Source organism: Citricoccus alkalitolerans (assembly GCF_039528175.1).
In the GTDB taxonomy this organism is placed as follows: Bacteria; Actinomycetota; Actinomycetes; order Actinomycetales; family Micrococcaceae; genus Citricoccus; species Citricoccus alkalitolerans.
Genome location: NZ_BAAALH010000002.1, coordinates 331,741 through 350,016 on the forward strand (window position 1 = coordinate 331,741; position 18,276 = coordinate 350,016).

General features: G+C 69.3%; 18 protein-coding genes. 3 read left to right on the top strand and 15 right to left on the bottom strand.

Annotated features, from left to right (window positions below):
• Positions 1–62 precede the first annotated feature (62 nt).
• From ABD134_RS07390 to ABD134_RS07460, 15 genes are all read right to left on the bottom strand, one after another.
• Positions 63–740, bottom strand: a complete 678-nt coding sequence (locus ABD134_RS07390) for a 3-oxoacid CoA-transferase subunit B (protein ID WP_344228230.1) — start codon at positions 738–740, stop codon at positions 63–65.
• A 2-nt stretch (positions 741–742) separates the two neighbouring features.
• Positions 743–1,504: a 3-oxoacid CoA-transferase subunit A gene (locus tag ABD134_RS07395; RefSeq protein ID WP_313816764.1), complete on the bottom strand. Its 762-nt coding sequence runs from the start codon at positions 1,502–1,504 to the stop codon at positions 743–745.
• A 214-nt stretch (positions 1,505–1,718) separates the two neighbouring features.
• Positions 1,719–2,945, bottom strand: coding sequence for a thiolase family protein (locus tag ABD134_RS07400; protein ID WP_378108266.1), 1,227 nt, complete (start codon positions 2,943–2,945; stop codon positions 1,719–1,721).
• Positions 2,946–3,038: 93 nt separating this feature from the next.
• Positions 3,039–3,488, bottom strand: coding sequence for a 4-carboxymuconolactone decarboxylase (gene pcaC / locus ABD134_RS07405; protein WP_344228236.1), 450 nt, complete (start codon positions 3,486–3,488; stop codon positions 3,039–3,041).
• Positions 3,485–4,291 carry an alpha/beta fold hydrolase gene (locus tag ABD134_RS07410; RefSeq protein WP_344228238.1) on the bottom strand — a complete coding sequence of 269 codons (807 nt, stop codon included), beginning with the start codon at positions 4,289–4,291 and terminating at the stop codon, positions 3,485–3,487. Before ABD134_RS07410 ends, pcaC begins: the two co-directional genes overlap by 4 nt.
• Positions 4,288–5,874 carry a lyase family protein gene (locus tag ABD134_RS07415; RefSeq protein ID WP_344228240.1) on the bottom strand — a complete coding sequence of 529 codons (1,587 nt, stop codon included), beginning with the start codon at positions 5,872–5,874 and terminating at the stop codon, positions 4,288–4,290. The genes ABD134_RS07410 and ABD134_RS07415 overlap by 4 nt, the downstream gene beginning before the upstream one ends.
• Positions 5,875–6,034: 160 nt before the next feature.
• Complete coding sequence (pcaG, locus tag ABD134_RS07420; RefSeq protein WP_344228242.1) at positions 6,035–6,676, bottom strand: protocatechuate 3,4-dioxygenase subunit alpha; 642 nt, start codon at positions 6,674–6,676, stop codon at positions 6,035–6,037.
• The gene (gene pcaH / locus ABD134_RS07425) at positions 6,666–7,430 is read right to left on the bottom strand and encodes a protocatechuate 3,4-dioxygenase subunit beta (protein WP_378108320.1); all 765 of its coding nucleotides are present in this window, start codon (positions 7,428–7,430) and stop codon (positions 6,666–6,668) included. The genes pcaG and pcaH overlap by 11 nt, the downstream gene beginning before the upstream one ends.
• 222 nt (positions 7,431–7,652) lie before the next feature.
• A complete protein-coding gene (locus tag ABD134_RS07430; RefSeq protein ID WP_344228244.1) occupies positions 7,653–8,876 on the bottom strand; it encodes a 4-hydroxybenzoate 3-monooxygenase in 1,224 nt (407 codons plus the stop codon).
• Positions 8,877–9,047: 171 nt separating this feature from the next.
• On the bottom strand, positions 9,048–9,962 hold the full coding sequence (locus ABD134_RS07435) for an IclR family transcriptional regulator (protein ID WP_344228246.1): 915 nt from the start codon (positions 9,960–9,962) through the stop codon (positions 9,048–9,050).
• Positions 9,963–10,096: 134 nt separating this feature from the next.
• A complete protein-coding gene (locus ABD134_RS07440) occupies positions 10,097–10,270 on the bottom strand; it encodes a hypothetical protein (protein ID WP_344228248.1) in 174 nt (57 codons plus the stop codon).
• The gene (locus ABD134_RS07445; RefSeq protein WP_344228250.1) at positions 10,267–11,007 is read right to left on the bottom strand and encodes a hypothetical protein; all 741 of its coding nucleotides are present in this window, start codon (positions 11,005–11,007) and stop codon (positions 10,267–10,269) included. Before ABD134_RS07445 ends, ABD134_RS07440 begins: the two co-directional genes overlap by 4 nt.
• Positions 11,008–11,261: 254 nt before the next feature.
• Positions 11,262–12,056 carry an ABC transporter ATP-binding protein gene (locus ABD134_RS07450; protein WP_313816775.1) on the bottom strand — a complete coding sequence of 265 codons (795 nt, stop codon included), beginning with the start codon at positions 12,054–12,056 and terminating at the stop codon, positions 11,262–11,264.
• A 187-nt stretch (positions 12,057–12,243) separates the two neighbouring features.
• Positions 12,244–13,143 carry an ABC transporter permease gene (locus tag ABD134_RS07455; protein WP_344228252.1) on the bottom strand — a complete coding sequence of 300 codons (900 nt, stop codon included), beginning with the start codon at positions 13,141–13,143 and terminating at the stop codon, positions 12,244–12,246.
• Entirely contained in the window at positions 13,140–13,886 is a 747-nt protein-coding gene (locus ABD134_RS07460) for an ABC transporter permease (protein ID WP_378108318.1), read from the bottom strand. Before ABD134_RS07460 ends, ABD134_RS07455 begins: the two co-directional genes overlap by 4 nt.
• A gap of 527 nt (positions 13,887–14,413) precedes the next feature.
• Here ABD134_RS07460 and ABD134_RS07465 point away from each other — a divergent pair.
• The 3 genes from ABD134_RS07465 (at position 14,414) to ABD134_RS07475 (ending at position 18,230) form a co-directional block, all read left to right on the top strand.
• Positions 14,414–15,316: a LysR family transcriptional regulator gene (locus tag ABD134_RS07465; protein ID WP_344228256.1), complete on the top strand. Its 903-nt coding sequence runs from the start codon at positions 14,414–14,416 to the stop codon at positions 15,314–15,316.
• Positions 15,317–15,384: 68 nt separating this feature from the next.
• Complete coding sequence (locus ABD134_RS07470) at positions 15,385–16,470, top strand: ABC transporter substrate-binding protein (protein WP_344228258.1); 1,086 nt, start codon at positions 15,385–15,387, stop codon at positions 16,468–16,470.
• A gap of 50 nt (positions 16,471–16,520) precedes the next feature.
• Positions 16,521–18,230, top strand: a complete 1,710-nt coding sequence (locus ABD134_RS07475) for a thiamine pyrophosphate-binding protein (RefSeq protein ID WP_344228260.1) — start codon at positions 16,521–16,523, stop codon at positions 18,228–18,230.
• Positions 18,231–18,276: the final 46 nt, after the last annotated feature.

Sequence of the window (18,276 nt, forward strand, 5' to 3'; positions counted from 1 at the left end):
CGTCGTGCGGGGGGCCGGGATGACCCCGGTGGGGTCAGGACGAGGGCGTCAGGGGCAGTGGATCAGGCCCCGACCGCCTCGAAGGTGACCTCCGGGTGGGCCTCCCGCAGCTCCTCGAGGGTGATGCCGTGGAGCTCACGGACCTTGACGATGCCGGAGGTGTCCAGCAGCAGCACGGCCTTGTCCGAGTAGATGCGGGACACGCAGCCCACGCCCGTCAGGGGGAAGGTGCACTCCGGCAGCAGCTTGACGTCGCCCTTCTTGGTGAAGAGGTCCATCATCACGTAGGTGTCCTTGGCGCCGATCGCCAGGTCCATGGCCCCACCCACGGCCGGGATGGCGCCGGGCTTGCCGGTGGACCAGTTGGCCAGGTCGCCCCGGGCGGAGACCTGGTAGGCGCCCAGCACGCAGACGTCCAGGTGGCCGCCGCGCATCATGGCGAAGGAGTCGGCGTGATGGAAATAGGAAGCCCCCGGCAGCTCAGTCACGGGGATCTTGCCGGCGTTGATCAGGTCACCGTCGATCTGCTCCCCGGTGGCCTGCGGGCCGAAGCCGAGCATGCCGTTCTCGGTGTGCAGCGTGACCTTCTTCTCCGGGGAGAGGTAGTTGGACACGGTGGTCGGCTGGCCGATCCCGAGGTTCACGAAGGCCCCCGGCTGGATGTCCTCGGCGATGACCTGGGCCAGTTCGTCCTGGGTCAACGGGGTCTCGGTGCTGCGGAACTCGCTCATCTCGCTCATCCTCACTTCTCGGCGGCCAGCTCGGCCGCAGTCTTGGTGGCCAGGCATGGCTTGGGCTGGCCGGCGGCGAGGGCTGCGCGCTCCTCGCGCTCCTTCACCCCGGACTCGGTCGGGATCCCCACGACGGTGTCCACGTAGATGCCCGGGGTCACCACGTGCTCCGGGTTCAGCGACTCCTCGAGGACCTCGTCCACCTGCACGATCGTGTGGGCGGCGGCCGTGGCCATCACCGGACCGAAGTTGCGGGCGGTCTTGCGGTACACGAGGTTGCCGGCCGGGTCCGCAGCGTAGGCCTTGATGAGGGCGAAGTCGCCCCGGATCGGGGACTCCAGCACGTAATGCTTGCCGTCGATCTCGCGGACCTCCTTGCCCTCGGCCAGCTGGGTGCCGTAGCCGGTGGGGCTGAAGAAGCCACCGATGCCGGCGCCGGCGGCGCGCATCCGCTCGGCCAGGTTGCCCTGCGGGACGAGCTCCAGCTCGATCTCGCCGGCCCGGTAGGCCTCGTCGAAGTGCCAGGAGTCGGACTGGCGCGGGAAGGAGCAGATGATCTTGGCGACCCGACGTTCCTTGATCAGCAGCGCCAGGCCGGCGTCAGCCTGGCCGGCGTTGTTGTTCACCACGGTCAGTCCGGTGGCGCCGGAATCCATCAGGGCGTCGATCAGCTCCATCGGCTGGCCGGCATTGCCGAATCCACCGATCAGCACCGTGGCGCCGTCGGTGATCCGGGAGACTGCCTGGGCGGCCGAGTCCACGAACTCAAGCATCGTTCCTCCTTGTAGCGGGGATGTGAGGGGTTCTGTCCGGTCGGGCCTGTGTGGACCGGTCCGGGCCGGGACGACGACGCCGGCCGTTGCCCTCCCTGCGGAAGGTGTCGATCCGGCGTCGTGCCGGGGGGGTGTTGTCCTCAGTCGGCTTGGAGTGGGTGCTGGGATCCCAGACCACCCCAAGTCGACTGAGGACGTAGGGGTTGGTGGTGGGTCAGCGGGCGTTGACGTTCTCGAGGACGACGGCGATGCCCTGGCCGACGCCGATGCACAGGGCGGCGACGCCCCAGCGGTCACCGGAGGCCTCGAGGCGGCGGGCCAGAGTGCCGAGCACGCGGGCACCGGAGGCTCCGAGCGGGTGGCCGATGGCGATGGCCCCGCCCCACGTGTTCACGATGGAGGTGTCCACGCCCCAGGCGTCGGTGCAGGCCAGGGACTGGGCGGCGAAGGCCTCGTTGAGCTCCACGGCGGCGACGTCATCCCAGGTGATGCCGGCGCGCTGGATCGCCTGGTTGACCGCGTCCACCGGCGCGTAGCCGAAGTACTGGGGCTCGTTGGCGGCGGCGGCACGGCCGGCGATGCGGGCCAGCGGCTGCAGGCCGAGGATGTCCGAGGCCTTCTCCGAACCGAGCCAGGCCGCGGAGGCGCCGTCGTTCATCGGGGAGGAGTTGCCGGCGGTGACCATGCCGTTCTCCTTGCGGAACACGGTGCGCAGACCGGACAGTGACTCGGCGGTGGAGTCGGGTCGGATGGTCTCGTCCCGGGTCAGGTCCACGTCCGGGACCTGCACGGTCAGGTTGTCATACTTGCCCTCGTCCCAGGCCTTCGCGGCCAGCTGGTGGGAGTTGGCGGCGAACTCGTCCATCCGCTCACGGGTGATGCCGTACTTCTCCCGCAGCTGCTCGGTGGCCTCGCCCAAGGAGACGGTCCATTCCTTCGGCATGTTCTTGTTGATCAGGCGCCAGCCGAGGGTGGTGTTGGCCAGCTCGAGGTTGTGCATGGGGAACGGGCGCTCGGTCTTGGGCAGCACCCAGGGAGCGCGGGACATGGACTCGACGCCGCCGATGAGCATGACGTCGGCCTCGCCCACGTTGATCTGGCGGGAGGCGATGATGGCAGCGTCCAGCGAGGAGCCGCACAGGCGGTTCACGGTGGTGCCGGGAATCGAGGTAGGCAGGCCGGCCAGCAGGGTGGCCATGCGGGCGACGTTGCGGTTCTCCTCGCCGGCACCGTTGGCGTTGCCGAAGACGACCTCGTCGATCTTCTCGGCGCCGGACGCTCCCGCGGCGGCCAGCTTCGGGGCGCGCTTGACGGACTCCGTCACCACGAGGGCGGCGAGGTCGTCCGGACGGGTCTTGGCGAGGGCGCCGCCGACCTTGCCGAAGGGCGTGCGGACGGCGTCGTAGAGGTAGGCATCCTGGATGGCGTTCTGGGCGGTCATGGCCGGTCTCCTTGGGGGCTTGGGTGAGTCAGTGGCTGGGGTGAGCCAGGATCGATCCGTGGCTCGCGGCGGTCTGGTGGGCCGGAGGGGCCCTCAGAGCTCCTTGCCGGCCGCCAGGTCCTCGTCAACCTGGGCGAAGACCTCCTGGGCCAGCTTGAAGGCGATGTTGGCGGCCGGGACGGAGGAGTAGATGGCGGTCTGCAGCAGGATCTCCTTGATCTCCTCCCGCGTCAGGCCGTTGCGCAGGGCCGCGCGGAGGTGCATGGCGGCCTCCTCCCAGTATCCGCCCGTGACCATCGCGGAGATGGTGACGGCCGAACGCATCTTGCGGTCCAGGCCCGGGCGGGTCCAGATGGTCCCCCAGGCGTAGCGTGTGATGAGGTTCTGGAAGTCCTCGGTGGTCTCGTCCTTGTTGGCCTCGGCCCGGTCCACGTGGGCGGTGCCGAGGACCTCGCGGCGCACGGCCATGCCGGCATCGTAGACCTCCTGGGAGGTGCGGTCCATCTGGTGTCCCACCGGCTGGCCGGTCTGGTTCTCGCTCATGCGGTGAAGGCCTCCTTCAGGATGGTTGCGGTCTCGGCGGGCTTCTCGATCGGCGCCTGGTGCGCCACGTTCTCCAGCACATGGGCCTGACCGGAGGCGACGCCGGCCGCGATCGCCTCGCCGTCGGACGGCGGGCAGACCCCGTCCTCCGCGCCGTGGACGGCCACGATCGGAACGGTGATCTCACCCAGGCGTTCGCGCACGTCGAAGCCGCCGAGGGCCTCGCAGAGCCGGGCGTAGGAGAAGCGGTCGGCCTCCTGCAGGGTGTGCAGCAGGCGGGTGGTGCGCTCGGCATGCTGCTCGATGAACCCCGGGGCGAACCACTTCTCGGCGGAGCCGGCCACCATGGACGGGGTGCCGGCGGCCTCCACAAACGTGGCTCGCTCCTGCCAGGCCTCGGTCTGGCCGATCTTCGCGGCGGAGCAGACCACGGCGATCCCGTCGAACAGGTCACCGTGGTCCAGGCCAAGTTGCAGGGCGACCGCCCCGTTGATGGAGACTCCGGCGTAGTAGACCTTGGCCCCGGCCGGGATGGTCCCGGCCGCATGCTGGGCCTTCACCAGGTCGGCCACGGCGTTGGCCAGGTCAGCCATGGCGAGCGGCTCATTGTGGGCCGGGGACTGGCCGTGGCCGGGCAGGTCCCATCCGATGACCTGGAAGCGGTCCGCCAGCTCGTTGGCGGCCTCCGCCCAGAGCGCCTGGACGCCGGTACCGAGGCCGGCACCCACGAACAGGACGTCCTTGCCCGGGGCGGCCTCGCCCTCGCCGGAGAGGCGGATGGCGGTGATCTCTGGTGTGCTCACGTGGTGCTCCATTCTGCGAAATTGCGGTACTCGGCCACCAGGCGGTCCACCAGGGTGGTGGCCTCGCCGGTGTAGTTGGCGGGGTCAAGCAGGCCGTCCAGCTCGGCGTCCGAGACGGTGTCCGGCAGGGCCGTGCGCAGCAGGCTCCGGAAGTCGTTCCCCTGTTGCTGGCCGTGTTGCGAGTCCAGGCTGCGGTCCACGATCTCCTGTAGCCGTTCCTTGCCGGAGCGGGCCCGGCCCGAACCCACTTCGTCGAGAAGCGGGGCGAGTTCGGCCATGAGCCGTTCGGAGACCAGCAATGGGCCCACTCGGTTCAGGTTCTCGGCCATGCGGTCCGTGTTCACGCGCAGTCCGGAGACGAGTTCCGCCGTCCGGGCGGCGGCTCCCCCGGCGGTGCGCATCAGCTGCCGCAGGGCGGGCCACTCGGCGTGCCAGGCTCCGTCCGGGCGTTCCTCATTGGCGGCGCCGGCGGCGGTGAGCACCTGCGCGAGCGTACCGGGCGCGCCGAGTGCGCCGGCGTGGATCATCACGGACAGCACGGGATTCTGCTTGTGCGGCATCGCGGAGGACCCGCCGCGGCCGGCGACCAGCGGCTCACCGAGTTCGCCATTCTCGATCCGGGCGGAGATCAGCACGTCATTGGCGATCTTCCCGCAGGCCGCCACCACATCGGCCAGGGCGGCGGCCAGCCCGGTGATGGGCATGCGGTTGGTCTGCCACGGCCCGGCGGGAGCCTGCAGTCCCAGTCGTTGCGCCAGGTCCTCGACGAGGGTGAAGGCATCGGTGACGGCGTCCAACGTCCCGGCGTCTAGCGTTCCATCAGCCCGCGCCTTGGTCACGCGGCCGGCCAGGGCGGCCATGGTGCCCGCGGCACCGCCCCACTGGATCGGCAGTTCCGCGGTGGCATCCTCGAGCCGGCGGCCGGCCTGAGCCAGACCGGACATCCAGCCGGCGGCCCGCAGGCCGAAGGTGGACGGCAGGGAGTGCTGCGCGAGGGAACGGGCCACCATGGGGGTGGCCCGGTGTTCGGTGGCCATCGCGGCCAGGGATCCGACGGCGGCGCGCAGGTCCGCCAGGATCGTCGCGGCGACCTGGGCGGCCATCCGCATCATGGCGGTGTCCATGATGTCCTGGCTGGTTGCACCCACGTGGATGGCGGAGGAGACTCCTGGCTCGGTGGGGGCGGCCTGACCGGCCCGGGCCCGCATGGCCTTGAGTGCCGGGATGAGGACGTTTCCGCCGCTCTGGCCGGCGCGGGCGAGCCCGATCAGGTCGTAGTCGGCGAGGTGGCGCGGGTCGGCGGCCTCGGCGGCGGCCTCGGCCTGGGCAGCGGTGACCATCCCGTGCTCGGCGAGGACCGCGGTCCACGCGGCCTCGACTTGCAGCAGGTGGAGCAGGTAGTTCGCGTCCGAGGACTGGACCACCGCGGTGGTGCCGGAGGACAGCGGGTCCAGCAGGCCGGCGTCGGCCTCCATGGCCAGCGCAGTCAGTCCCGGCACTCCGGACAACCCAGCCGATCCGTCAGATCCGGTTGAACCGGACGCGGTGGCCGGGTGTTCTGACGGCGACGCGGGCGTGGACATCGGTGGGCGCTCTCCTAGGGGGTGGTGGTTGTTTCTAGGCTATCCGCACCGATGGCCCGGAGGGCCTTTGCGTCCGTTCTCGTCACGGAGGCTCAGGTCCCGCCGGGCCATCAGGCGGCAGTGTGCCGGGAGGTGCCGGCACGTATCCTTCGGGACCGGATCAGTCGTGCACCGGGTACTCGATGCCGGGGAACTGCAGGAAGACCGTCTCCTTCTCGCCCTGCAGGTGGATGTCGAACCGCAGGGTGCCATCGGCCTCGCGCTCGGCGATCAGTGTCTGGCGGCGGTCCGCCTCCACGGAGGACAGCAGCGCGTCCTTGTCGAGGGCGGCGGCGTCCTCCGGCAGGTAGATCCGGGTGTGCAGCTTGTTCATCAGGCCGCGGGCGAAGACCACCACGTGAATGAACGGCGCCTTGCCCTCCTCCGTGGCACCGGGGTTCACGGTGGAGAAGGTGTAGGTGCCCACGTTGTCCGCGGTGGCCCGGCCCCAACCGGTGAAGGTCCAGCCGTCACGGACGAGGGAGCCGGTCTCCTGCGGGATCTGACCGTTCTCATCGGCCTGCCAGATCTCGATCATGGCGTCCGGGATCGGCGCCCCGGAGCCGTCGTAGATGGTCCCGGTCAGGCGCACGGCCTTCGGGCTGGCCGGGTTTACCAGGTGCTGGCCGTCCCGGAAGGGGATGTGCACGTTCTCGTACCCGGAGGCGTAGCCGAAGAACGGACCGATGGTTTGGCCCGGCGTCGCCACCAGCTTCTCGCTCCCATCGCGGGCCGCGGCCAATTGGTTCTGATCAATGCGCATCGTGCTCGTCCTCCATCCAGGTACGGTTGCTGCCGGTCAGGACGATGTCCCAGTAGTAGCCGGTGTTCCACTCGTGTGTGGAGACATTGTGGTCGTACGTAGCGACCAGCCGGTCACGGGCCTTCTGGTCCGTGATCGACTGGTAGATCGGGTCCAGGCTGAACAGCGGATCGCCCGGGAAGTACATCTGGGTGATCATGCGCTGGGTGAAGTCCGTGCCGAACAGCGAGAAGTGGATATGGGCCGGACGCCACGCGTTGTGGTGGTTCTTCCACGGGTACGGGGCCGGCTTGATGGTGGTGAACTCGTAGAAGCCCTTGTCATCGGTGATCGTTCGACCCACGCCGGTGAAGTTCGGGTCCAGCGGCGCCGGATGCTGATCGCGCTTGTGCACGTAGCGGCCGGAGGCGTTGGCCTGCCAAATCTCCACCAGCTGGTTGCGCACCGGGCGGCCGTCGCCGTCCAGCACGCGGCCGCGGACCACCATGCGCTCGCCCAACGGCTCACCGTTGCCCTGGACCGTCAGGTCGGACTCCAGTGTGTGGACGTCCCGGTGGCCGAAGGCCGGGGACCACAGCTCGATGGTCTCCGGGTCGGTGTGGTGCATGTCCTTGGTCGGGTGGCGCAGCAGGGAACTGCGGTACGGCGGGAAGTTCACTCGCGGCTGGGTCTCCCCGGACGCCGAGTCGTGGATCTGGCCGATCTCGGCGCTGATGGTCTCCTGGGAGTCCTGCGTCGCGGCGGGGTCGAGCACGTGGCTGTTGTCAAAGGTCTCGTCGTCCTCGACGACGGATCCGGTGTTCTCGGTGATGTCGTTGCTCACGGGCTGCTCCTTTCTACGGTTCTGGTGCTGCAGTGGGCGGGATCGTTGACGGTGTTGCGGTGGTGCGGTGGTGCGGTGGTGCAGGGAGAAGACCGGGCCCGACGTCGGCCGGCCTCCTCCAGCGCCGGCCCACGGGCCGGCGTCGGGCACCGGTCAGGCGTGCGGCCAGCCGGTGTACGACTCGGCCAGGTACTGCTGGCCGTAGCGCGAGGAGGTGACGGTCTCGAGCTCACCGAGCGCGCGCTTGGTCTCGAACGGGTGGGCGTCCTGGCGGGTGTGGAGCATGGACGTCATCCAGTAGGAGAAGTGCTGGGCCTTCCAGACACGCTTCAGGGCGGTCTCGGAGTAGCCGTCCAGGAGCTCGCGGGAGCCGGTGGCGTAGAACGAGTCCAGAGCCTCGAACAGCACCTTGATGTCGGCGAACGCCAGGTTCAGGCCCTTGGCCCCGGTCGGTGGGACGGTATGCGCGGCATCCCCGGCCAGGAACATGTTGCCGTGGCTCATGGGCTCGCGGACGAAGGAGCGGAAGCCGAGCACCGTCTTGTCGAAGATCGGGCCGGTCTTGAGCTGGAAGCCGTCCGGGCCGTCCACGCGCTTCTGCAGCTCGGACCAGATCCGGTCGTCCGACCAGTCCTCGGTCCTCTCCGCCGGATCGCACTGGAAGTACATCCGCTGGACGTTCGCGGAACGCTGGGAGATCAGGGCGAAGCCGTGCGGGGAGTTCGCGTAGATCAGTTCCGGTGAGGACTTCGGGGCCTCGGTGAGGATGCCGAACCAGGCGAAGGGGTATTCGATCCTGAAGTCCTGGTGGCCCTGCTCCTGGCCGACGGCGCGGCGGCAGAAGGAGCGGGAGCCGTCGGCGCCCACGAGGACGTCGCAGTGGACCTCGTGGACGGCGTCTGGATCGGCACCGGCGGAGACGTCCCTGTAGCGGATCTTCGGGGTGTCCGACTTCAGGTCCGCCACCTCGATGACCTCGGACTCGTAGCGGATGTCGCCGCCGTCCCGCTTCCGGGCCGCGGCCAGGTCGATGAACACCTCGTTCTGGGCGTACAGGGTGACCGTGGCGTCCACGAGGTCCGGGAAGTTCAGCGGGTGGGACTCGCCGTTGAAGCGCAGGTCGATGCCCTCATGCTCATCACCGTGGGTCAGCACTCGGCCGTCCACGCCGGACTCCGTCAGCATCTTCACCGCCTGCTGTTCCAGGATTCCGGCGCGGTGGGTGTTCTTGATGGTCTCGTGGTCCTGCAGTTCGACGACCACGTTCTCGATGCCCTGCTTCGAGAGCAGGTGGGAGAGCAGGAGTCCGGCCGGGCCGCCTCCGACAATGCCCACCTTTGTCCGCGTGACCAGTGGCGTGTCTGCGCTGGCTGCCATTCCAACTCCTTCGTTGTGCAGGGGCTCCGCGGGCGGGCGGGGCCATACCGCGCGGGGATGTCAACAAGGCCGCAGGCTGCAGGGCCAGGCCTTCTGCCTCCAGTGTGATGGAGCGTACAGACGTTTGCCGGGTCGGTTCTCACTGAGCGAGAAGGATGACCGCGATGCAGGTCACTCCGCAGTGTCCGGCAGCGCCACGGGCGGGTGCTGCGGGAACACCGTGTCCGACGCCGGCATGGCCGCCTGGGGACCCAACGCGCGGCTGATGCCCCGGGCCGCGGCAAGCAGCATCGGAGCCAGGCCGGGCCGGAATTCCGAGGAGCGGGGCACCACCACACCGAGGGCCGCCACGGCATGACCCTCCGGTGACAGGACCGGCACGGCGACGCCGGTCGCCTCCGAGTCGATCTGACCGTCCACCGAGGCCCAGCCCTGCTGGCGCACCTCGGCGAGGAGCTGCCGGAGTTCCGCCTCGGTCGGGTTGACCACGTTCTGTGCGTTGCCCCGCAGGGCGGCACCGCCCGACGTGCCGGACACTCCCGAGGTGGCCGGGCCGGCGTCGTGCCAGGAGCCCTTCAGCTGGGCGCCGAGCTCAGCGGCATGCTTGGCCAGGAAGGACTCGGTGACGTGGCGCCGGGAGAAGGCGAGCAGCACGAGGCCGAGTGAGGTCGTGAAGGTCGGCATACGGCCGGCGATGGTGGCCTGGTTCGGGACGGCCCCGCGGGCAGAGAGCCGTTCGAGCACGAGCACGCCGTTGGCGTCCAGGACCGCGATCTGGGTGTGCTGGCGCAGCACCGCCTGGACGTCGTCCATGTACGGCATGGCCGCCTGCCGCAGGGAGGTGCCCGGCGCGGAACGGGCGGCCAACTCCCAAAGCTTCATCCCGGGCCCCACGGCGCCACCCGGTGCCCGCTCGAGCAGACCCGCCGCCGTGAGCCGGTCCACCCACCGGTAGGCACTGGGCAGGGGTATGGCGGCGCGGCGGGCGAGGGCGGAGATGGACAGGGTGGGCCGGTCCGTGTCAAAGGCACCGAGGATCCGGATCAACCGGTCCAGGGTGGTCTCCTTGGGGTGTTCCTCCGCCATACCCTGAGCCTACCGACCGCCCAGGCCCGCACCCGGCGCCCCGATCCCACTTTCCGGGCACAAGTTCGGGATTCGCCAGGCCCTCGGGCTTTTGCGGCCAGAAATCAGTACTGATCTGTGCCCGCAAAGCGCAGTCAGCTGACACGGCGAGACAGGACGGCCGAAGAGGGCCAGCCGGCAGGTTGCGCCAGTCGGGCACGGACCTGCCGGATGACATCGCGGAGGTCGTCCTTCAGGTCTGCCACGGTGATGCGGATGACGATCCACCCATGGCGTTCGAACCAGGCGTCACGGCGGGAGTCGATCAACTGCTGCTCCGGGGTGCGGTGGTGCTCGCCGTCATACTGCAGGGCGACCCTGATGCCGCGATAGCCAGATCTGCTGGGTAGGGGTCGCCGGGTAAGGACGTGGCGTGGACCTGCAGCTCCGGCTCCGGCAAACCCGCATCCACCAGCGTCAACCGGACGAGAGTCTCCGTCGGGGAATCCGCGCCCACTCGGATCCGCGGGAGCGCGGCTCGCGCCAGGCGCACCCCTTTGAAGCGACCCACGCGGATCAGGGCCCTCTCCAGGTCCCATGGGGTGCTGACAGGTTCCATCCGTCCGCCGTTGAGCCACGGATGCTTGACGAGGTGGTCGCCGGCCGCCACCAGGTGAGCCTCCTGACCCGGCCGGAGCAGGGACGCCAGGTCCAACCATGTGCGCTCCGGACCGGTGCACGGCAAACCGTGGCGGACCACGACGTCGGCCGGATCCAGCGGGCGGCGATGCCCCGAGATCCCGGGGCGGCGGCTGCGGAGCTCCGGCCCCGGTCCCGTGATCTGCAGGTCCGGCTCGTCGGCGAGCCAGGGCGGCAACGGGATCCTGTAGAGATGCGCCGCCGACTGGTGGGAGAGGGCTCCCCCCGTGGCCTCCAACAGCGCAGCCAAGGACTGGGGGTCCAGGCCATGTTCGGGATCGGGGAGACCGAGATCGGCCCACCGCCGCAACTCGAGAGGACGATGTCGGTACAGGCCATGGGCGAATCGCTGGACATCGGACGCCAACAGCCTGTCGATCGATACCCCGTGAGCCTTCGCCTCGCCATGGGTAAAAGGGGCAGCGCACAAGTCCTCGGGAAGAGGCCGGCGTCGAGACATGAGGCCAGCATGGCGGGCCGGGACACTCGCCGAACCACCCCGATCAACGAACTGTGGACGACACGCCCGGCCGCCCACAAACCACCCGTCCTTAACGCGTTTTGCGGGCAGAGATTAGTACTAATCTCTGCCCGCAAAACGGATGGGGTGGGTGGAGGGGGTTACTTGGCCAGGGCATCCTCGGGGCGGAAGCCCTTCTTGGCGAGCTGGATCTGCTCGTAGACGTGGTGGCGGAGTTCGGAGAAGCGCTGGGAGGAGCGGGTCTCGAGCTGGTCGCGCTCGTCCGGCAGGTCGATCAAGACGTCTTCCTGGATCACGGTGGGTGAGGAGGACAGGATGATGACGCGTTCGCCGAGGTAGACGGACTCGTCGATGTCATGGGTGACGAACAAGATGGAGACGCCGAGCTTCTTCCAGACGCTGCGGACGAGGTCTTCCAGATCGGCGCGGGTCTGGGCGTCCACGGCGGCGAAGGGCTCGTCCATGAGCAGCACCTGGGGTTGGTAGGCCACGGCGCGAGCGATGGCCACGCGCTGCTGCATGCCGCCGGAGAGCTGCCAGGGGTACGACTTGGGCACGTGGGCCAGGCCGACGGCCTCGAGGGCGTTGTCCACGAGCTCGTCCCGCTTGGCCTTGTCCATCCCGGCGTTCTTCAAGGGCAGTTCCACGTTGTCCCGCACCCGCATCCAGGGGAACAGGGAGCGTCCGTACTCCTGGAAGACCACAGCCATGGACTTCGGCGGACCGGTGACCTTCTTGCCGTGCAGGGTGACCTCCCCGGCACTGGGGGCCAGCAGTCCCGCGATGCATTTGAGCAGGGTCGTCTTGCCCGATCCGGAGGGCCCGACCAGGCAGGCCAGCTGGCCCTGGGGCAGGTCGAAGGTGAGGTTCCGGACGGCCTCGATATCGCCGCCGTCGGTGTGATACACCTTCTTCATGTTCCGCACCGAGAGCATGGCCTCGCCGTCCGGCAAGGTCTTGCCGACGGTGATCAGTCCGTCCGGGGTCTCGGCCACGCCGCCCTGAGAGATGACGGTGCCTGCGGTGGAGGTCTGGTCAGAAGTCATGGTGGCTTCCTTTTCGGTGTGAGACTCGGGGGATGAATCGGCGTGGACTGGGTCTGGGCTGACGGGTTCGGTGCGCTCAGGCTGCATTCTCGATCTCCCTCAGGCCGTGGTACCAGCGCAGCACGTTGCGTTCGATGAGCTGGAAGATGAAAGACATGATCACACCGATGATGCCCAGCAGCACGATGCCGGACCACATCTCCGGGATCGCGAAGGACCGCTGGAACTGCACGATGGTGAAGCCCAGCCCGGAGGAGGCGGCGAACATCTCGGAGATGACCATCAGGATCAGCGCGATCGACAGGGACTGGCGGATGCCGGCCATGATCTGCGGCATGGCCGAGGGCAGGATCAGGTAGCGGACCCGGTTGAATCCCTTGATCCCGTAGGTGTGCGTGGTATCCGCGAGCACCTCGTCCATCGAGCGCACGCCCTCGATCGTGTTGAGCAGGATCGGCCAGAGCGCGCCGGAGATGATGACCGCGACCTTCATGTCGTCCCCGATGCCGATCAGCAGCATCAGCACCGGGATCAACACGGTCGGCGGGATCGCCCGGAAGAACTCCAGGGTGGGCTCGGTCAGGGCGCGCAGCCAGCGGACCGAGCCGATCAGCAGGCCGCCGACGATGCCGATGATGACCGAGCCGGCGATGCCGAACAGCAGTCGGGTCAGCGAGGGGATCACGTCCGTGGTGATCCGGTTCCCGGTCCAGGTCTCGAAGAAGGTCTCGACCAGCAGTGCCGGGGTGGGCACGAAGAAGTTCTTCTCCCCCACCGCGGTGGAGATGTACCAGATGAGCACGAGGATCACGGGCAGGGCAGCGATGTAGAACAGGCCCTTGGCCGCACCCCAGGCACGCTTGGCGCCCGGGGCCTTCTTCGCGGGGGACGACGGCGGCGCCGACCGGGAGGTGCCCGGTCCGCCGGCCGCTTGGGTCGGGTTGACGGGAGTGGCGAGGGGGGCATCGGCGCTCATTTGGCGACCTCCGTTCGGACCGAGGAGTGCCAGGACAGCACCTTGCGCTCGATCATGCGCATGACCAGGTTGATGAGGACGCCGAGCAGGCCGGTCGCCAGGATGAGTGCGTACATCGCCACGTAGGAGCCACCGGACTGGGCCTTGGCGATCTCGGCACCCAGGCCCGGGTTGCCGATGATCAGCTGCGCGGTGATCGCGAGGATCAGGGCCACGGCCGAAGCCAGGCGCACGCCGGTCATCAGGTACGGCAACGCCGTGGGGAAGATGACGTAGCGCAGCCGCGCCAGAGGACCGAGCCCGTAGGACCGGGCCGTGTTCATGGCCACGTTGTCCACGTCTGCGACCCCGTACAGGACCTGGATCAGGACCTGCCAGAAGGACGCGTACACGATCAGCAGCAATGCCGACTCGATCTCCACGCCGAACAGCAGCACGGCCAGCGGGATCAACGCCACGGACGGCACCGGGCGCATGAATTCGATGGTCGAGTTCGTGAACCGGCGCAGGAACGTGGACGAGCCGATCAGGAAGCCCAGCACGGTCGCGGCGATGCACGCGATCAGCATGCCCAGCAGCCACTGCCACATCGTGTCCCCGACGGCCTGCCAGAACGCGGTCAGACCGAGGTTCCGGAACAGGTCCGCGATGGCCTCCGAGGCCGGCGGCAGGAACGTCGGGTTCACGATCCCGGTGCGCGGCAGCACCTCCCAGATCACCAGGAAGCCCAGCAGGCCCACCAGTCCGAGGGCCTTCGTGCCCCAGTTGCGGCGCGGCTTGCGCGTGGCCCGGGACGGGCCGGACGACGTCGGCCGACCGGTCACTCCGGACTGCGCCACCGAGGTGCGTGGCGCGGCCGGATCCGGCCGCGTGGGGATGTCGAGGCCGGCCACGGTGGCCGCATCGGTGTGCCGCCGGAGGTCTCCGCGGCGGCGGTCGGAACCGCTGGAGGCCTCGAGACGGTGCAACCGCTCGATCTCCGATTCGCGGTGGGTGTCTCCGGACCCGCCCGGGCCATGATGGCCCGGCGCGCCGGTGGACGGGGTTGATTCAGTCATCGATCGAGGTGCTCCGCTCGCGACAGGGGGTGGTCGTTGGGGACGGCTATGCTGACATTTTCGTCAACAATATTGTGACCCGTCCCACAGGCTGTGACCAGACTAGACAGGAGTGAGACTTAGTTCAAGACTTCAACAATATTGACTTTCAAGTGAATTTCCGTCCGGGGGAAGCCGACTCCCCCGCGGACAGCGGCACCCAGGAGGCACGCATGCTCGATCTGAACCTCATTCGGGTCTTCGTCGCGGTCATGGAGGAGGGAACCGTGACGGCCGCCGCGGTGCGCCTGAACCTCACCCAGCCGTCTGTCACACACTCCGTCAACCGCCTGCGCCGCGCCACTGGCGATGAGCTGTTCGTCCGCTCCGGCCGCGGAGTGATGCCGACCCGGGCGGCCCGTCAACTCTACGCGGAGGTGGCCACCATGCCCGCGGCGGTCGACGCGGCGGTGGCCAGCCTCGCAGATTTCGAACCCGCCCACGCTGCCGCCACCTTCCGGATCGCCGTCACCGACCTCGGCCAGCTGGTGTTCCTGCCCCGGCTGGTCCCCGCCCTCGCTGCCACCGCACCCGCCTGCAGCCTGGACGTGGTCCAGCTGGACACCACCACCGCCGCGGATCTACTGGCGGCCGGGGACCTCGACTTGGCGATCGCCTCCGCCCGCCCCCGCGGCGAGGTCCACGCCCTTCCCCTGCGCCGCGACCGCTACGTCTGCATCGCCCGCCGCGGCCGGCTCGGACCGACCCGCCCGACGGCTGAGGACATCTCCCGCGCCGCCCGGGTCGTCATCCGCGGCTCTACCGGACACACGCTCATTGAGGACCGCATGCCGCCGCCCGCCGGCGGGTCCGTGGCCGTCTCCAGCTTTTCCGCCATCCCGGCCCTGGTGGCCGGCACGGACCTTCTCGCCTTCGTGCCGGAGATCCTCCTCGCGGAATGGTTCCACGCCTGGGACATCGAGCAGTGGCCCCTGCCCTACGAGGACACCGACGTGACCGTCCACGCCTACGCGGCACCCCGGTCGCCGACCTCGGCCACGGCGTGGTTCGTTCCGTGGGCCGTCAATCAGCTCCAGGACCTCGGCTCCCGCCCCACCGGGGCCCGGGACCTATAGACGAGATCTATATCCGGCACGCAGAACGATCATTGGACCACGTGTGACTCACGCCATACGGTGCCTCTATGACCCTTCCATCACTGACACCGTCACAGAACCCGTCCCTCACCCGGCGCGGCAGCCGACCCCTCGCGCACCGCGGCCGCCTGCGCTCCCTCGCGGCCGGCGTCGGGATCCTCACCCTCACCCTGGGACTGGCCGCCTGTGGCTCCGGGTCCCCGTCCGGCGGGGAGGAGGCGACGTCGGCCGGCACCGAGGCCGGCGGCGGCTCGGAGGACCTGACCCCCATCCGCGTCGGGGCCATTCCCATCGGTGACGTCGCACCGATCCACGTGGGCGTGAAGGAGGGCTTCTTCGAGGAGGAGGGCCTGGACGTCGAGGTGGTGAACACCTCCGGCGGCGCGATCGCCGTGCCGGGTGTGGTGGCCGGTGACTATGACTTCGCCTTCGGCAACACCGTCTCCCTCATGGTGGCCCGGGACCAGGGCCTGCCGCTGCAGTACGTGGCCAACGGCACCACCACCACGGGCGAGGAGGGCAAGGACTTCGCGGCCGTGATCGCCCTGGAGGACTCCGAGCTGGAGACGACCGCCGACCTGCAGGGCCAGACCGCCTCCTCGAACAACCTGATGAACATCGGGGACACCTCGATCCGGCTCGCGGTGGACAACGCGGGCGGCGACGGCGCGGACATGGACTTCATCGAGTTGGCCTTCGGCGATGCCGCGGCCGCCGTGCAGAACGGTCAGGTGGAGGCGGCCCTCGTCCTGGAGCCCTACCTGACCCAGTCTCTCGACGCCGGACTGAAGGCCGTGTCCTGGCCCTACGCCGAGGCCCACCCGGACCTGGACATCGGGGGCTACTTCACCACGGAGGAGGTCATCGAGCAGCGGCCGGAGGACGTCGAGGCATTCACCCGCGCCATGCGCAAGTCCATGGAGTACAGCCAGGAGAACCCGGACGTGGTCCGCGAGGTGATCGGCGAGTACACCGAGACGGACCCGGAGATCCTCGAGCGCATCACCCTGCCGCGCTTCAAGGCCGACTTCTCCCGCGAGGCCATGGCCGCCCTCGGAGAGGCCGCCGTGAAGTACGGCGTCATCGATGAGGCCCCGGACCTAGACGCCCTGCTGCCGGAGGGGACCGCGTGACCAGCACGGCAACACAGCACGAGACCACGACGAAAGGACCCCAGCCAGCCATGAAGGTCAGTGAGGCCGTCGGCCGCCTCATCGCCCGGATGGGCGCCGCCCACGTCTTCGGCGTGGTCGGCTCCGGCAACTTCCGCGCCACCAACGCCCTCCTCGCCCCGAGCGACGAGCGTCCGGACGGCGTGCCGTTCACGGCGGCCCGGCATGAGATGGGCGCCGCCTGCATGGCCGACGCCTACTCCCGATCCACGGGCCAGCTCTCCGTGGTCACCGTCCACCAGGGCTGCGGGCTGTCCAACGCCCTCACCGGCATCGGTGAGGCCGCCAAGTCCCGCACCCCCGTGCTGGTCATCTCCGGAGACACTCCCGGCGGTCAGTACGGTTCGAATTTCTACATCGACCAGGACAAAGTGGTCGAGGGCATGGGCGCGGTGCCCGAGCGGCTGCACTCCCCCGCCTCCGCCGTGGCGGACACCATCCGCGCCGTGACCCGGGCCGTCAACGACCGGCGCACCGTGGTGCTGTCCATGCCGCTGGACGTCCAGGAGGGCACCGTCCCTGAGCCTCAACGTGCCCTGGTGGACTCGGTGGCACCACCCGTGCCTCCCACCCCGGCCTGCGCCTCGCCGGAGGCGGTTGAGCGGATCGCCGAACTGCTGGCGGGCGCCCAGCGCCCGGTGATCGTGGGCGGCCGGGGCGCCGCGGCCGGCGTCGGGCCCATCCGGGACCTGGCCGAGCGTGCCGGTGCGCTGCTGACCACCTCGGCGGTGGGGCGCGGGCTGTTCCATGAGGATCCGTGGCACCTGGACGTGATGGGCGGATTCTCCACGGACGGGGCCGCCGAGCTGGTGCGCCAGGCCGACGTGATGCTGGTGTTCGGTGCCGCCCTGAACCGGTGGACCACCCGGGACGGTACACACCTGCGCGGTAAGACCGTCATCCAGGTCGATGACACCCCGGCCGCGTTCGGACTCCACTACCCGGTGGACCTGACCATCCTGGGCGACGCCGGCCTCACGGCCGCCGCTGCCGCCGTCGCGCTGGGCGAACGCCTGGCGTCCACCGGAGGCACGCAGACGGGATACCGGACCGAGGAAACCCGTGCCCGGGTGGCCGCGTCGCTGCACTGGCGGGACCAGCCCTTCGAGGACGTCTCCGAGCCCGTGGTGGAGGGGGAACCGGACAGCGGGCGGATCGATCCGCGGCTGCTGACAAACCGGCTCGATGAGATGGTGCCGATGGAGCGCGTGGTGGTCCCGGACGGCGGCAACTTCAATGCCTATCCGGCCATGCACTTCCGCGTGCCGGACAACACGGGGTACTGCGTGCCACTCGCCTTCCAGTCGATCGGCCTGGCCCTGTCCAGCGCCATCGGATCCCAGTTGGCCTCTCCCGGCCGGATCGCCATTGCCGGGGTGGGCGACGGCGGACTGCTGATGTCCCTCGTGGAGCTGGAGACCGCGTCGCGGCTGCGGATGCCGCTGATGGTGGTGGTCTACAACGATGCCGCCTACGGGGCCGAGGTGCACCACTTCGTGCATGAGACCGACCGCCTGGACACGGTGCGGTTCCCGCCGACGGACATCGCGGCCATCGCCGCCGGGTTCGGCTGCGCGGCGGTCACGGTGCGCCAGGAGTCCGATCTAGGCGCCGTGCAGGAGTGGCTCGACGGTCCGCGCGACCGCCCGATCCTCATCGACGCGAAGATCGCCGACTTCCCCTCCTGGGTCCTGGCCCACAGCTTCGCGGACGGGGAGTAGAGGGCCACCGGGAGCGGGCCACGAGAAATGAGACCCCACCCATCAG

Excerpts from the sequence above, each read along its gene's own strand:
- ABD134_RS07390 (WP_344228230.1), bottom strand. The coding sequence starts at position 740 with ATGAGCGAGATGAGCGAGTTCCGCAGCACCGAGACCCCGTTGACCCAG.
- ABD134_RS07395 (WP_313816764.1), bottom strand. The coding sequence starts at position 1,504 with ATGCTTGAGTTCGTGGACTCGGCCGCCCAGGCAGTCTCCCGGATCACC.
- ABD134_RS07400 (WP_378108266.1), bottom strand. The coding sequence starts at position 2,945 with ATGACCGCCCAGAACGCCATCCAGGATGCCTACCTCTACGACGCCGTC.
- pcaC (WP_344228236.1), bottom strand. The coding sequence starts at position 3,488 with ATGAGCGAGAACCAGACCGGCCAGCCGGTGGGACACCAGATGGACCGC.
- ABD134_RS07415 (WP_344228240.1), bottom strand. The coding sequence starts at position 5,874 with ATGTCCACGCCCGCGTCGCCGTCAGAACACCCGGCCACCGCGTCCGGT.
- pcaG (WP_344228242.1), bottom strand. The coding sequence starts at position 6,676 with ATGCGCATTGATCAGAACCAATTGGCCGCGGCCCGCGATGGGAGCGAG.
- ABD134_RS07430 (WP_344228244.1), bottom strand. The coding sequence starts at position 8,876 with ATGGCAGCCAGCGCAGACACGCCACTGGTCACGCGGACAAAGGTGGGC.
- ABD134_RS07435 (WP_344228246.1), bottom strand. The coding sequence starts at position 9,962 with ATGGCGGAGGAACACCCCAAGGAGACCACCCTGGACCGGTTGATCCGG.
- ABD134_RS07450 (WP_313816775.1), bottom strand. The coding sequence starts at position 12,056 with ATGCTCTCGGTGCGGAACATGAAGAAGGTGTATCACACCGACGGCGGC.
- ABD134_RS07455 (WP_344228252.1), bottom strand. The coding sequence starts at position 13,143 with ATGAGCGCCGATGCCCCCCTCGCCACTCCCGTCAACCCGACCCAAGCG.
- ABD134_RS07465 (WP_344228256.1), top strand. The coding sequence starts at position 14,414 with ATGCTCGATCTGAACCTCATTCGGGTCTTCGTCGCGGTCATGGAGGAG.
- ABD134_RS07470 (WP_344228258.1), top strand. The coding sequence starts at position 15,385 with ATGACCCTTCCATCACTGACACCGTCACAGAACCCGTCCCTCACCCGG.
- ABD134_RS07475 (WP_344228260.1), top strand. The coding sequence starts at position 16,521 with ATGAAGGTCAGTGAGGCCGTCGGCCGCCTCATCGCCCGGATGGGCGCC.